At 67.5% G+C, this 14,729-nt stretch carries 11 protein-coding genes; 5 read left to right on the top strand and 6 right to left on the bottom strand.

What is annotated here, in order from left to right:
• Nucleotides 1-280: 280 nt before the first annotated feature.
• On the bottom strand, nt 281-1,645 hold the full coding sequence (locus tag GLR48_RS23505; protein ID WP_237066367.1) for a phosphomannomutase: 1,365 nt from the start codon (nt 1,643-1,645) through the stop codon (nt 281-283).
• 134 nt (nt 1,646-1,779) lie between these two features.
• Here GLR48_RS23505 and GLR48_RS23500 point away from each other — a divergent pair, with 134 nt between their 5' ends.
• From GLR48_RS23500 to GLR48_RS23485, 4 genes are all read left to right on the top strand, one after another.
• Nucleotides 1,780-2,067: a hypothetical protein gene (locus GLR48_RS23500; RefSeq protein WP_237066365.1), complete on the top strand. Its 288-nt coding sequence runs from the start codon at nt 1,780-1,782 to the stop codon at nt 2,065-2,067.
• A gap of 233 nt (nt 2,068-2,300) precedes the next feature.
• Nucleotides 2,301-3,290 carry a glycosyltransferase family 2 protein gene (locus tag GLR48_RS23495; protein WP_237066364.1) on the top strand — a complete coding sequence of 330 codons (990 nt, stop codon included), beginning with the start codon at nt 2,301-2,303 and terminating at the stop codon, nt 3,288-3,290.
• 13 nt (nt 3,291-3,303) lie between these two features.
• Nucleotides 3,304-3,744 (top strand): GtrA family protein, encoded by a 441-nt coding sequence (locus tag GLR48_RS23490; RefSeq protein ID WP_237066362.1) that lies wholly within the window; start codon nt 3,304-3,306, stop codon nt 3,742-3,744.
• The gene (locus GLR48_RS23485) at nt 3,741-4,961 is read left to right on the top strand and encodes a glycosyltransferase family 87 protein (protein ID WP_237066360.1); all 1,221 of its coding nucleotides are present in this window, start codon (nt 3,741-3,743) and stop codon (nt 4,959-4,961) included. The genes GLR48_RS23490 and GLR48_RS23485 overlap by 4 nt, the downstream gene beginning before the upstream one ends.
• A gap of 60 nt (nt 4,962-5,021) precedes the next feature.
• On the opposite strand, the gene GLR48_RS23480 is transcribed toward GLR48_RS23485, so the two are convergent.
• On the bottom strand, nt 5,022-6,917 hold the full coding sequence (locus GLR48_RS23480; protein ID WP_237066357.1) for a polysaccharide biosynthesis protein: 1,896 nt from the start codon (nt 6,915-6,917) through the stop codon (nt 5,022-5,024).
• A gap of 260 nt (nt 6,918-7,177) precedes the next feature.
• On the opposite strand from GLR48_RS23480, the gene GLR48_RS23475 reads away from it, so the two are divergent.
• Nucleotides 7,178-10,213 (top strand): calcium-binding protein, encoded by a 3,036-nt coding sequence (locus tag GLR48_RS23475; protein ID WP_237066355.1) that lies wholly within the window; start codon nt 7,178-7,180, stop codon nt 10,211-10,213.
• Here GLR48_RS23475 and GLR48_RS23470 read toward each other — a convergent pair.
• The 4 genes from GLR48_RS23470 to GLR48_RS23455 form a co-directional block, all read right to left on the bottom strand.
• On the bottom strand, nt 10,210-10,824 hold the full coding sequence (locus GLR48_RS23470; protein ID WP_237066353.1) for a sugar transferase: 615 nt from the start codon (nt 10,822-10,824) through the stop codon (nt 10,210-10,212). The two genes, GLR48_RS23475 and GLR48_RS23470, sit on opposite strands and share 4 nt — an antisense overlap.
• Entirely contained in the window at nt 10,821-11,612 is a 792-nt protein-coding gene (locus tag GLR48_RS23465; RefSeq protein WP_237066352.1) for an NAD-dependent epimerase/dehydratase family protein, read from the bottom strand. Before GLR48_RS23465 ends, GLR48_RS23470 begins: the two co-directional genes overlap by 4 nt.
• A gap of 43 nt (nt 11,613-11,655) precedes the next feature.
• The gene (locus GLR48_RS23460; protein WP_237066350.1) at nt 11,656-13,122 is read right to left on the bottom strand and encodes a CAP domain-containing protein; all 1,467 of its coding nucleotides are present in this window, start codon (nt 13,120-13,122) and stop codon (nt 11,656-11,658) included.
• A 268-nt stretch (nt 13,123-13,390) separates the two neighbouring features.
• The gene (locus GLR48_RS23455; protein WP_237066348.1) at nt 13,391-14,548 is read right to left on the bottom strand and encodes a polysaccharide biosynthesis/export family protein; all 1,158 of its coding nucleotides are present in this window, start codon (nt 14,546-14,548) and stop codon (nt 13,391-13,393) included.
• Between the last annotated feature and the right edge of the window lie 181 nt (nt 14,549-14,729).

Below are 14,729 nucleotides of genomic sequence, written 5' to 3'. Positions count from 1 at the left end.
GGAAACACCCATTGCGAGAATGCGATCCCCCCGCGTCGCGCACCAGGCGCGCCGGGCGAGGTGGTTGTCGCGAAAGGCCGCGATGGCCTCAGGCGCAGGCGCACTCAGGCCCGTGAAAAGGTTCGCCACATTGTGCGCCCCGCCCGTGAGGACCAGCCGTCCGCCAGCGGTCATGCCGATATGGTCCGGCAAGCCCGCCGTTTGAAGAGAATCAATCATCTCGCTTGTCATAGCATCCTGTCCGCCGCGTCCTGCATGAGCATCCCTCACTCCGTCCGGATCAACCGGCCAGCGCCTGTGACAGGGTCTTCAGCCCCGTTGCCAGAATCTCCTGCGCCGCCTGCGCCGTGTCGGCTTCCGCATAGAACCGCAGTTCCGGCGCATTGCCCGAGGGGCGCAGGTGCACGATCCGGCCGTCGGTCAGGGTCATGCGCAACCCGTCGGTGCGGTCGACGCTGGCCTCTTGGCCATCGAAGAGCGACAGGAAATCCGCGCGCTTACCTGCATCGCTGTCGAACGACGCCACCAGCGCGAGCGATTTCTCCGTCGGCACCTCCTGCAGCCGGTTCGCGGCGGTGAACCGCGCCGGCTGCGCCGCCACCAGCGCCGCCAGCCCCTCCGTCGCCGCGACCAACGGCGCCACGAAGGGCAGCACCGCGTCCCGCGTCGCCAGTGCCGGCAGCGGCCCCGCGGGGCCTTCCGCATCGAAGCCCAGCAGGAAGCCGCCATTCGCCTCGTAGCCTACGACACGCCCCCCGACCTCTGCCATGCCGGCGATCACGAAGGGCGAGCCGATCTTCGTGCGGACCACGCGCCCGAACAGGCGTTCCGCTCCGGTGTTCGACGACACCGGCGTCACGGCGACCTCGGCTCCGAGGCTCTGCCCGGTGATCTGCCCCAGGATGTCGCCGACGATGACCTCTCCGGTCTCGTCCGTCAGCAGCGGTCGGTCCCCGTCGCCATCGGTCGAGACGATGGCATCAAGGCCATGCGCCTGCGCCCAGTCCCGCAGCTGTGCGCGGATCGCGGGATCGACAGCCTCCGTATCGACGGGAATGAACCTCTCCGACCGCCCCAGTTCCACGACCGATGCCCCCAGCCCCGCGACGATTTCCAGCAGCAGATCGCGGCCCACGGCGGAGTGACTGTAGACGCCGATCCTCCGCCCCGTCAGCGCGGGGCCATAGGCGCCCACGTTGCGTGCCACGTAATCCGCCCCGGCGCGCGTATTTTCAGTCACTGTTCCGGCGTGACCGCCCGCATCCCGCCACAGCCCCGCCAGGATCGCCGCCTCGTCAGCCTTGCCGATCTCGCCGTGGGTGACATAGAATTTCAGCCCGTTGCGGTCGGCGGGGATATGGCTGCCCGTCACCATCACCGCCGCGGCCCCGGCCCCCATCGACGCCAGCGCCAACGCCGGCGTCGGCACCGCACCGCAGTCGGTGACGTCCACCCCCTCGCCCCGCGCCGCGGCGATCACCATGTCGGCGATGGCGGGCGACGACGGCCGCAGATCGCGCGCGACGAACAGGCCCGTGCCCACAGGACAGGCATGGATGAAGGCGCGCACATGGTCCGCCACCAGATCGGGGGTTAGTTCCGTGACAAGACCGCGCAGGCCGGATGTGCCGAACTTGGGGGGCATGGGATGGGTCCTTTCAAGGAGGTGTCGGCCCGTCTTAGCGGACCCGCGTGCCCCCGGCAAACACCGGTGGCGACCGGCCTGCCACAGATGTCATTCAACTTGTGCCGGGCGGTCGGATCGGGTGAACTGATATCATGATGACATCGTATCAGGCCCGCAAGCTGATCGCCTTCCAGATGGTCAATCTGGGCGTCACGATCCTGATCAGGCTGGGGATCCCTTTCGACATCCGCGGCGGGGGCTTCATCTCTATCCTCTTTGCCCTCAAGATGATCGCCCTGCTCTATTGGAACGATTATCCGGCGCAACGGGACCGGTATGCGCTTCTGTTTTTCGTCATCGCCGTGACGGAAGTCATCCTCGTCTTCGTCTTCGGGTCCTTCTCGATCTATTCCTTCGCCTACGTCAGCCTATTCGGATGACCCGCACATGATACGCCAGCGGATCGGACGCGCGGCCCGGTGACCGGACGACACGCGCGTTTGCTCTGACGACACCGACGTCCGGTTGTCCGACCGGCCAGGGCACATCACGGTCGGATTTTTCACGAATATGGCAACAGGTGGCCATTTTATGAACAATGTTGCCCCCCATGCCTCTGACCGAGCACCGCGAGACACATCGTCACGCACGGACATCGCCATGGGATGACACGATGAGCATCGTCAAACTCAACCTGTCGACCGACGCCACCCCCGTCGAGACGCAGACCCTGCTGACGCTGGTCGTCCCCGTGTATAACGAGGAAAGCGCGATCGGGCCGTTTCTGGATGCAACGGCCACGATCCTTGAACAATTGGCGCCCTCGCTCCGGTGCGAAATCCTGTTCATCAATGACGGCAGCCGCGATGGCACGGAATTCGCGATCCGGTCCTTCATGCACAACAATCCCGCCATTCGCCTCGTCAACCTGTCGCGCAATTTCGGCAAGGAGGCGGCACTCTGCGCCGGGCTGGAACACGCGCGCGGCGCTGCCGTCATTCCGGTCGACGTCGACCTGCAGGACGACGTCAGCATCATACCGGACATGGTCGACAAATGGCGGCAGGGGGCCAGAATCGTCAACGCACGCCGCAGCGACCGGACAAGCGACAGCTGGGCAAAACGCACCTCCGCGCGCGCCTTCTACCGGGCCTTCAACGCGCTGTCGGACTATCCGATGCCGTCCGACGTGGGTGATTTCCGCCTGCTGGACCGGCAGGTCGTCGACGTCCTGCGCTCGATGGGAGAGCGGGTGCGCCTGAACAAGGCGCTGTTCAGCTGGGTCGGGTTCAAGACCGAAGAGGTGACCTTTGCGCGCAACGCCCGCAGCCGGGGCAAGACCACGATGAACTACTGGCGGCTGTGGGGCATGGCGCTGGACGGGATCATCGGATCGACGACCAAACCGCTGCGGATCTGGACCTATCTCGGCACCGGGCTTGGTCTGCTGTCGTTTCTCTACGCGGCCTGCATCTTCGTCAGCACCCTTTTGTTCGGTGTCGATGTGCCGGGCTATGCCTCCCTCGTCCTGCTGATCCTGACCTTCGGCGGTCTGAACCTGTTCGCGATCGGGATCCTGGGGGAATACATCGGCCGCATTCTGACGGAAGTTCGGGAAAGACCGATGTTCGTGGTCCGGTCGACCTACGGCGCAGAGGACTAGAGTGCGACAGTCCATGCGCAGGGATCCCCGGCCCGGACCGGTCTGGCTGGGCCAGTTGGGACGTTTCGCCGTCGTCGGCGTGGCGGCGACGCTGACCCATGTCGGGGTCGCCCTGCTGACCACATACATGTTTGCCCTGTCCCCCCTGCAGGCCAATCTGGCCGGATTCACCGCTGCCGTCGGCGTGTCGTTCCAGGGCCACCTGCGCGTGACGTTCCGGGTGAAGGATCCGCAGTGGCGGCATCTGTGCCGCTTCATCGTCCTGTCGGTGACGTCCCTGGCGGTCAGCAGCCTGATCACGGCCCTTTGCACGCGCAGCGGTGGCGACATCAGGCTGGCGATGGCGCTGGTCGCCGGGGTCGTGCCGGCGTCATCCTTTCTCGTGGCCCGTCTCTGGGTCTTTGCAGGACTTGCGGTCACCCCACCGGAGTCGCGATACGGAGTATCCCCATGATACAATTGAAACCTGCGACGCTGGCTGTGGTGGCTGCGGTCACCGCGGCCCTGATCGGATATGTGGCACTCGAATTCGCACTCCCGGTCCTGCTCGGGAAAGAGAACCTGGTGGATTTCGACATCTTCCATCTGGTCAGCATCATGATCGCGGAAGGCAACCTGCCTGCGGCCTATGCGGTAGAGACCTTCATGCTGCGACAGGCCGAACTGCCCGGCTTCACCGGCTTCGATATGTTCTGGAGCTATCCGCCCTTCTTCGATCTGGTGGTCGCCCCGCTGTCGCTGCTGCCCGCCGCACCGTCCTATATCCTGTTCATGGTGGTGACGCTGGCCTTCTACGTCCGGGTCGTCCGGACGCTGGCCGGCCCCGCGTTCCACACGATCCTCGTCCTCTTCCTGCCCCTGACGCTGCTGATCATCCGGACGGGCCAGAACGGTTTCCTGACCGGCGGCCTGATCGGGCTGACCTGCGTACTGGCGCTGCGCCAGTCGCGCTGGTCCGGCGTGCCGCTGGGTCTGATGGCAATCAAACCGCATCTGGCCCTGGGCGTCGGCATCTGGTCGCTGCTGGATCGCCGCTGGGGCATGGCCGTCCAGTCCTTTGCGGTGATCGGCCTCTTTGCGGCACTGACGACGCTGGTGTTCGGCACCGGTGTCTGGGCCGCGGCCTTGGGGGGGATCTCTGAAACCGCAGAGGTTCTGCGGGAGGGACGGTTCGCGATGTATCGCATGACCTCGCTCTATGCCTTCGGTCTGTCCTTCGGATTCGGACACGCGGTGGCGCTGTCCCTGCACATGACGGGGGTCGCCACGGCCCTCGGGGCGCTGGTCCTGCTCAGCCGCGCCAAGCTGCCGCCGCGTGTCTTGATGGGAGCCGGAGTTTTCGTGTCGGCGCTGATCAGTCCCTATAATTACGACTACGATCTCGCCATGCTGGCCGCCGCCGCCTGTCTGCTGATCGACACGGTGATGCATCATGCCAGCAAGGCAGAACGATACACGATTGCCGCTGCAATCCTAATCGTCGGCACCTACGGGATTTCGCTCACGGCTATCATCGACCTTATCATGAACGATGAGTTCGCTCGACCGGTTTCCGTTTTAGGCCCCGTGCTGTTTGCTGGTGGAATCGTCCTGTTCCGGGTGGTCTGGCGCAGCAGGAATGCGGCACATGCGCACCCCTCCACAGCGAAAGCAGGGTTCAACCCGGCCTGAGTCTGCCTTGGCGGATCATCACGATCGACCTGAAACGCGATGTCAGTCGCGGCAGGCTCCTCAGATCTGGCCCTCGGCCCCGCCCGCGAAATGCGCGCCGCCTTCGACCCAGCGGGCGACGACCGCGCGCAGGGCCACCTCGTCGGCGGCCTCGATCGCGCGGCGCAGGGCCTTCAGGGCAGAGGCGACCTCGATCTCCGACAGGGCCGCCTCGTTGGCCTGCAGGATCTTGGGGTGCGGCGTGGTCAACTGGCCTTCGCCGATCAGCAGCTCCTCGTGGATCTTCTCGCCGGGGCGCAACCCGGTGATCTGGATTTCGATATCGCCGTCGGGGTTGGCCGCGTCGCGCACCGCGTAACCCGCCGCCCCTATCATCTGGCGCGCAAGGTCGTAGATCGAGATCGGATCCCCCATGTCCAGCACGAAGACATCGCCGCCTGACGCAAACGATCCCGCCACCAGCACCAGCTTGGCGGCCTCGGGGATCGTCATAAAAAAGCGCGTGACCTCACGGTGGGTCAGCGTGACCGGGCCGCCTTTCTGGATCTGGTCCTGAAACAGCGGGATGACCGACCCCGACGACCCCATGACATTGCCGAAGCGCACCATGGTAAAGACCGTGCGCCCCTTGCTGCGGCTGGCCAGATCCTGCACCACAAGCTCCGCCATCCGCTTGGAGGCGCCCATCATGTTCTGCGGCCGCACCGCCTTGTCGCTCGAGATCAGGATGAACCGTTCGACCCCCGCGTTCGCCGCGGCCTGCGCAAGCACCTGCGTGCCCAGCACGTTGTTGGACATCCCCACCACCGGGTTCTTTTCCACCAGCGGCACGTGCTTGTAGGCGGCGGCGTGCAGCACGACCTGCACCCGGTGCGTGGCCATCACGCGGGCCATCAGGTCCGCGTCGGTGATCGACCCCAGCACGGGCACGATCTCGGTCTTCTGGCGGCGCAGCAGGGCGCGCAGTTCCATGTCGATGGTATAAAGGGCGAGTTCGCTGATCTCGCAGAGCACCACCTTGGCGGGGGCGCGCGCCAGCAGCTGACGGCAGAGCTCCGATCCGATCGACCCGCCGGCGCCGGTGATCAGGATCACGCGGCCCGCATAGGTGGCCCCGCCGTCGGGCAGCGCCGCGTCCAGCGCCGCGCGCCCCAGAAACTGCCCCGGCACCACGGGCTGCAACTGGTCCACCAGCGGCATCCGTCCGGTCAGCTGGGCAAAGGACGGCACCGCCTGCACCTCGACCCCCATATCCTCCAGCCTGCGCGACAGCTGCGCCTGCCGCGGCCGCGGGGCCGAGGGCATCGCCAGCAGCACCCGGTCGATCTGGTGGGCCGCGATCAGCGCGGGGATCGCCATCGGCCCATAGACGGTCAGCCCCTGAATGATCGTGCCTTGCACGTTGACGCTGTCGTCGACGAAGGCGATGGGAAAGATCGTCTCGTCCGTGCGCAGCGCCGCGGCCAGTTGCCGCCCGGTGGCACCGGCGCCGTAGATCAGCACGCGGGACTGGTCCTGCCCGCGGCGGTAGATCACCAGCAACAGCTGCAGCATCCCCATGCGCGCGCTGACCGCCAGCAGGAAATAGACCAGCGCGAAATTGATGAAATTCGCCAGCGGCGTGGCAAAGCCCGCCATGTCGTCCATCATCGCAGCCGCCAAGCCCAGCAGCACCGCATGCACCGCCGTCAGGCCGATGGCGTGGCTTTCGTAGGATTTCAGCTGGATCAGCGGCAGGCCCAGCACGGATGACAGAAGCCCCCCGACCGCCATCAGCAGGGGCAGCGCCAGCCAGTGCGCGACGATGCCGCCGCCCGGTGCCGCGCCGTCAAGGCCGGGCGTCCCCTGCAGGGCCGCCGCCGCCAGCAGCGCCACGGGGATCAACGCGACATCCACGCTCAGCAGCAGTGCCCGCTTGGCGCGGCGCGACATGGCGCTGATCCATCTGTATATCATCGCTTCCCGTCATCCCTGCTGTCCCGCTCTTCTGGGCGTCTGGACCGCATTTTTCAAGCATCCGCCGGTGCATACGTCATTTTTGGCGAAACGCCGCGTCCCCGGCGCACCGGGTGCATGCGCGCAGACTACGCGCAACTTGATGCAAAAACCCTTTAAAGCTGCGGCAAGAGACACCGCTGCGACCCATTTGCGCCCGTCCCGCGCCCGCCCGCCCCGCAACACGAAGGCCTACGGGGCAAGAGCTTGGGTGCGCAACAATGGGAGAGCTGACACGGATCACGACGGTCCTGCGCGCCGGCGCCGCCGATATGTCGCATGTCACGGACCTCGCGGTCCTGAACGGCCAGCTTTACGCCACCACCCGCCACGACGGACGGCTCGACAGCTGGACGATCACCGGCGCGGGCCTGACCTTGCGCGACAGCGAGGCGCACCGCGGCACCCTGACCCCAGGTGATCTGGGCTGGATCAGCACCGTGAACTTGGGGGCCAGCCCCGCCCTGCTGACGGGGGGCGGGGCCGCGGGCGCGCTGGTGCTGCGCACGCCCGGTGCGGGCGGCACCCTGTCCGCGGGGACCACGCTGGCGGGCACCACCGGGACATGGGGCACGCTCCAGCACACCACCAGCATCGACCTTTCGAACGGCAACCACGTCGTCTACGGCGGACTGGCCGGTCGGGACGGTCTGGGGCAACTGTTCTTTCGCGACGACGGCACGCTCCTCACCAGCCAGACCCTGACCGACCGGGCCGACACGTATCTGGGGCAAGTCAGCGGCACCGCGACCGCCACTGTGGCGGGTCACACCTACCTCTATGCCGCCTCGGCCACGGAAAACGGCATCAGCACCCTCGCCGTCGCCGCAAACGGCACGCTCACCCCCGTGGCGACCACCGGCAACGCCGACGGCCTCTGGATCGCGACCCCGACCGCACTCGCCAGCGTCACCACGGGCGGGCGCACCTTTCTGGTCGTGGCCGCCGCCGGCACCGACAGCCTCACCGTCCTGCGGACGGAAGCCGACGGCTCGCTGACCGTCACCGACCACCTGCTCGACACCCGCGACACCCGCTTCGGCGATGTCGCAGCACTCGAGGTGGTAAGTTACCGCGGCGATGTCTTCGTCATCGCGGGCGGGGCCGACGACGGGATCACCGTGCTGCAACTGCTGCCCGACGGGCAGATGGTGACACGCGCCACGATCGCCGACACGACCGCCATGACGCTGGCCAACGTCTCGGCCATTGCGGCCACCGGGTCCGGCGACGGCCTCGACATCTTCGTGACCTCCGCGTCAGAGGACGGGATCACCCGCCTGCGCTACGACATCGGACCCGCGGGACAGACCCTGACCGCGACCACTGCCAACACCACGCTGACGGGCGGGGCGGGCGCCGACCTGCTGACAGGGCTGGCGGGCAACGATGTGCTGCACGGCGGCGCGGGCGAGGATATCCTGCGCGACGGGGCCAGGTCCGACACGCTCTTCGGCGGATCCGGCGCCGACATCTTTGTCCTCGCGCGCGACGGCGCCCGCGACACGATTCAGAATTTCGAGGTCGGCGTGGACCGCCTCGACCTCTCGGGCTGGGACTTCCTGAGCGCGCGCGCGCAGCTGACCTTTGCCATCACCGCCACCGGCTTCACCATCACCTACGGCGACGAGGTGCTGGTGGTGAACGCCGCCGACGGCAAACCCATCGACCACCGCGTGCTCTCCGACGCCGAGCTGATGGGCGGCGCGCGCATCCCGCTGGTGATCCGCCCCGGCTATCCCGGCCCAGTCATGCCCGCCCCCGACCTGCCCCAGCGTTCAAACACCGGGACGGCGGCGGACGTTGGCGGCACCGGTGGCGGCGGCACCGGCAAACTGCCCGCCGCCGGGTCCGGCGGCAACGCGGCCCCAACCCTCGCAACCACCCTGCAGATCGCCGGCATCGGCTTTCTCGCGCCGCAGATCTCGGCGGTGAAGGGGACAAGGCTTCGTGGTACCACGGCGGACGAGTCGCTTCGGGGCACCGGACGCGGCGACAAAATCCGCGGCGGCGACGGCCACGACCGGATCGACGGCCGCGGCGGAAGCGACCGGCTCTTCGGCGACCGGGGCCGCGACACGCTGATCGGGCGGGTGGGTGATGACCGGCTGAACGGCGGTAGCGGCAAGGATCTCCTGAAGGGCGGACCGGGCCAGGACGTGCTGATCGGCCGGGCGGGACCCGACCGGCTGAAAGGCGGCGGGGGCGACGATCTGCTGAAGGGCGGTGCCGGGCGGGACATCCTGCAGGGACAGGGCGGCAACGACCGGCTTTATGGTGGCAGCGGCAGCAACCAGCTTTTCGGACAGGGCGGCCGGGATCTGCTGGCCGGCGGCGGGCGGGGCGACCTGCTCTACGGCGGTATCGACGATGACCTGCTGGATGGCGGCGGCGGTAACGACCGTCTGGACGGCGGCGACGGCAACGACCGGCTTTATGGCAGCGATGGCAACGACGTGCTGCTGGGCCAGGCCGGGCGTGATCTGCTGGACGGCGGCACCGGCCACGACGTGCTGCTGGGGGGCGACGGCGACGACAGCCTGATTGGCGGGGCCGGGGTGGACCGGCTGTCGGGCGGCAACGGCCGCGACCGTCTGTCGGGCGGCGCGGACAACGACATCCTTTCGGGCGATGCGGACAACGACCTGCTGGACGGCGGTACCGGTCACGACACCCTGCTGGGCGGCACCAGCGACGACCTGCTGACGGGCGGCGACGGCAACGACACCCTGCTGGGCGACGCCGATCACGATACGCTGACCGGTGCTGCGGGCCATGATACGCTTTACGGCGGCACCGGCAACGATCAGCTCGATGGTGGCGCAGGCAACGACCGGATCGACGGCAGCGAGGGCGACGACCTGCTGACGGGCGGCGCAGGCTTCGACGTGCTGCTTGGGGACGCTGGCAGCGACACCCTGCTGGGCAACGCGGACGGCGACCGGCTGGACGGCGGGGCGGGCAGCGACACCCTCGACGGTGGCCAAGGCGACGACGTCATGACTGGCGGGACCGGGGCCGACACCTTCGTCTTTGCGACCGGTGCGGACCGGATCACCGATTTCGACACCGGACTGGATCGTCTGTCGCTGGAATCCGATCTCTGGGACGGCAACCTGATTCCTGCCGACGTGCTGTTCCTGTATGCGACCGTGGTCGGCGGCGACACGGTGCTGGACTTCGGCGGGGGCAACCGCCTGACGCTGGACCATATCACCGACTGGACCGCGCTCGCCGCGCAGATCGACTACATCTAGTCTCTGTGAAAGGGTTTCAGTGCCGTCCGCCCGATCAGGGCAAGGTCCCAGCACAGGCTCCGGTGACGGGCATAGATCAGGTCGAGCCGCGCCTTGGCGGGGATGCAGCGCCGGCGATAGACCGCGTCGGTCTCGGCGGGCGTCGCACAGGCGGCGAGCAGCCGCTCCTCGTGGCCGTGGTAGACGAGGCTCGCCAGACCGGTGATCCCCGGCCGGCTCTGCAGCACGGCGGCGTAGAGCTCCGGGTAGTCCTCCACGTAGCGGCGCAGGGGCGGACGCGGGCCGACGAGGCTCATGTCGCCGCGCAGCACGTTCCACAGCTGCGGGATCTCGTCTGCGCGGCTGCGGCGCAGCAGCCGGTGCATCCGCGACAGGCTGCGCTGCTTGTCGCCCCCCGTGACGCCCCCGACGCGGTCCGCGCCGACCGGCATGGTGCGCAACTTGATCAGGCCAAAGGGCCGCCCCGGTGCGCGCATCCGCTCCGAGACATAGAAGAAGGGCCGCCCTTCCGTCACCGCCAACACCGCCAGCAGCAGCACCAGCACCGGAGCCAGCAGCACCGCCAGCAGCAGCGTCAGGGTCAGGTCCAGCAGCCGCTTGGGCAGCGTCATGTCAGCGCCCCGGCCACGGCGGCCGCATCGGCGGGGGGCATTGGGCAGATGCCCTGCAACAGGGTCACATCCAGCGCCATTTCAGGCAGCGCCTCGGCCGGGGCCGGGGTCCAGTCGAAGGCGACGCCGGCCGCATCCAGCACATCCGCCATCGCCACAAGGCCCGGACGCGCAACATTTACCACCGGCGGCCGCGCAGGCGCCGCCGCGAGAGCGATGAGCACCCGTGCCAGGTCCCCCGGCGTGCAATAGGCCCGACGCGGCCCCTGCCCGTCCGCGAAGCGGTGCAGCACCACGCCGCCCTGCGCGATCCCCGCGGCCAGCGCGTCGCAGCCCGCCACGTTGCCGATCCGCAGGTGGGTGACATGGGGTCCGGCGACGGCGGCCTCCATCGCCGCCTTGGCGCGGCCGTAGTCGCCGGTGGGTTTCAGGGTCTGATCTTCCCGCAGCAGACCCGGCTGCGGGCCGTAGACCGCCTGTGATGACGCGACAAACACCGGCACGCCCAGTCTTGCCCCCAGATCCGCGCCGGCCTGCGCCAACGGGGTGTTCAGCGCCAGGGCCTCGACCGTACCGTGGGTGATGCCGGCCAGCACGACAACGCTGTCGATGGGCGGCAGATCCGGCGCGGAGGCGTTCAGGATGTCCCAGGCCAGCGTGTCCCCTGCCCCGTCGCGGCTCTGGCGCAGGGGGGCGGGCGAATCCGCCGGCCAGGCCCGCGCCAGCGCGCGCCCCACGCGCCCCGAGGCGCCCAGGATCAGGGGGCCCGTCTGTGTGGATTTGGTCATCGACGCCTCGTGCAGATCGCCCGGATGTGGGCGGTGCGCAGGCCTAGTTGATAATCAGGTCGTTGGCCAGAATGTTCAGGTTGTCGACATGGTCGATTATCAGCACATCGCCGTGGCCGAAATCCAGGATCGCGCGACCATGAGAGATGGATGCGTCATCCAGAATGTCCGCCACGCTCTGGCCGCGGGCCAGGTCGGCATCGATTACGATCGTATCGACGTTGTCGCGGAAGTCCTTGATCCGGTCGCGCCCTTGGTCGAAGACAAAGGTATCGGCCCCTCCATTCCCGCGCAGAACATCGTTGCCGTGGCCACCGTTCAGAACGTCGTCGCCTGCACCGCCTTTCAGGATGTCGCGGTGCCGTCCGCCAAACATCGTGTCGTCGCCACCGCCGCCTTTCAGCACATCCTTGCCGTTGCCACCATCCATGCGATCGTCGCCGGCGCCGCCCCAGAGCCGATCCCGACCGCTATGACCGTTCAGCAGATCTCTGCCATCTTCGCCGTAAAGCCTGTCGTTGCCACGGTTTCCAAAAAGGTGATCGTTCCCGTCTTCGCCGTGGATCCAGTCGCCCCCGCCGCCGCCCCGGATGTCATTGTCGCCCCCGTTACCGTTCAGACGGTTCCGCGCACCCTGTCCGTTCAGGTCAAGGTCGGCGCTGCCCAGCAAGCTGGCGTGGCGGATCCCGTCCAGCAGTGTGGCCGAGGACGAGACATGCGCCACCTCGCGTCCCTGGGCATCGGTGACCACGTCCAGCTTGACGTTTCCGTCCGATACGTCGACGACCAGATGCCCCATGATCCTGCCGCCCACTGCGACGGTCATGGCGACATCGTCCTGCGCCGCCATCCGGATCGCGTAGCCACCCGCGCCTGCGGTCGTGTCGGAAGAGCCGCCGCCCGAGATTTGCAGGCCCTGACGACCTTCGCCGATGGAATAGAAATCGTCACGGTCCGCATCGCGATAGGCGACGCCGGTGACGAAGACATCGGTGCCCGACACGGCGAACTTCTCGGTCACCATGGACGAATTGTAGGTGGTGCCCTGATAGGTGAAGGACCCGCCGACCTGACCGATCCCGATTTCACGCATCTCGGCGGCAAAGGTGTTCTCCCGGTGGGATTGCGACCGGTACAGCCCCTCGTGATGCTGGGCGATCGACGCTTCCATGTCGATCCGGCCGGTGGTGCCCAGCCAGGCCAGGTTTTCACGCCAGCCCCATGTCCCGGTAAAGACGTAGCCCGCGCTTTGCATCCGGTCGCCCGCGTTGGACCCGCCCGCCCCGCCGTGCGAGAAGCTGTCGTTCGCCACCATCCAGTCGCTGTGGTTCGTGGCCGCGGTTTCCAGCGCCGCATTGGGGGCCAGCACCTGCAGCGCCTGGGTTCCGATGGTCCCGGCGGGAAGGCCGGCATTCAGATCGAGGTTGTAACGGGCCGCTTCGCCCAAAGGGTCCAGACGCCCCCTGTTGATCAGTTCAATCAGGTATTGTTCACCCGCGGTCAGCGACATGGTAGTCTCGCTCTCTACATCCAGATACCGGACGCACACCGGGGCAGATCCGGCGCGCATCCCTTACAAATATAGGCCGACAAGAGTTAACAAATGGGTCATGGGCGGGGCACGGGTCTGCCCCGAAAGGGGCAAACCCGTCGAAACCCGCAACTCTGCGTTGCCGGATCGTGGACAATGGGGGGTGTAGGACGCGGCAGGACGCGGAAACAACCCGCGCCTTGCGGGATGGCGCGGGGTCGGCAACAGGATGCCGACCCCGCGCGGATTACTGCTGCAGGCGCTGCCGGGCGAGGGTCACGTTGGTGATGAGGCCGAGCAAGGTGGTCGCCGTACCCAGCGGGCTTTCGGTCACATAGACCAGATCGCCGGACTGGATCTGGAACTTGCCGGCACTGAACAGCCCGTCGGCGCGTGTCAGGTCGATGGTAAAGACCACCCGGTCGCGCGGCGGCCCCTCCGGACTGGGGACCTTCGGATCGGCCACGGGCCGCACGGCAGAGGCCGGATAGTCGCGCAGGATCAGGATGCCCTGCGGGTTCGCCCGCAGCGCCGACACGCCGCCCATGATCGACAGCGCGTCCAGCGCGCTGACGCGGTCCTTGGGGAAAGGATAGAGGGATTCCCGCGTCACCGCACCCAACGACAGGAAATAGCGGTCGTCGGCCTCCACCAGCACCCGGTCGCCGCCCTGCAGCGTGGTATCAAGGTTCGGCTCCGCGAAAAGCCGCTCCAGCGACACGCCGTAGGGCTTGCCGTTCCGGAACAGCTTGACCCGGGGATTGACCGTGCTCTCCGGCACGCCGCCGCCCTGCGCGATCAGCGACAGCAGGCTGACGTTGCGGTCGACCAGCGGATAGATGCCGGGATTGCGCACGCCCGACGCCAGCGTCACCGTATTGGCGCGCCCCGGGGCCACGCTCAGCTGCACCTGTGCAGACGGCACGGTGTTCAGCAGCATGTCCTGAATGCGCTCGCGCGCGGTGTCAGGGGCCATGCCGGACACCTTCATGTTGCCCACGAAGGGCAGAAAGATCCGCCCGTCGGGTCCCACCTGGACGTCCTGCAACTGCGCCACGCGCTCGCCGGGGCGGGTCAGCAGGGAATTATCCTCGGCGTCCCAGATGCTGATCTTCAGCATGTCGCCGGGGCTGATGATCATGCTGGCAGGCTGATCCACCCGCCCGATCCAGGGCAGCGTACCGGTGGCATTGCCCGGCCATCCCGCCAGCAGCGGCAGGCTGGCCCGGGTGACGGAAAACACAGCAAAGTCATAGACCGGCTGACCGTTCGCATCGACGCCCGCCTTGGCCGACAGCACCTCGTTACGGAACCCCGCACCGCGGGGCAGGTTGCAAGCCGACAGCACCAATCCCATACACAGGCACAGGCCCAGCATGGCGATGCGGCGATACGTGACCGTCATGAAGGCTCCCCCGGGATGCCGCACCGCAAACCGGTGCCTGTCTGCCTCGTCAATCTCTGCCTTGCGCATACCCTTTGTGGCCCCTGTCGCGCAAGCCACAAGACCCGCCCTGCCCCGCACCTGGCCCAAGGGTGCGCGCCCCTTTGCCGTGGCGCAGGTTTTCAGCTAAGCCGCGCGGCAA

This window comes from Loktanella sp. M215, from assembly GCF_021735925.1.
GTDB lineage: Bacteria > Pseudomonadota > Alphaproteobacteria > Rhodobacterales > Rhodobacteraceae > Loktanella.
Note: the sequence above shows the minus strand (reverse complement) of the source record. Positions and strands in the feature narration are given on the sequence as shown.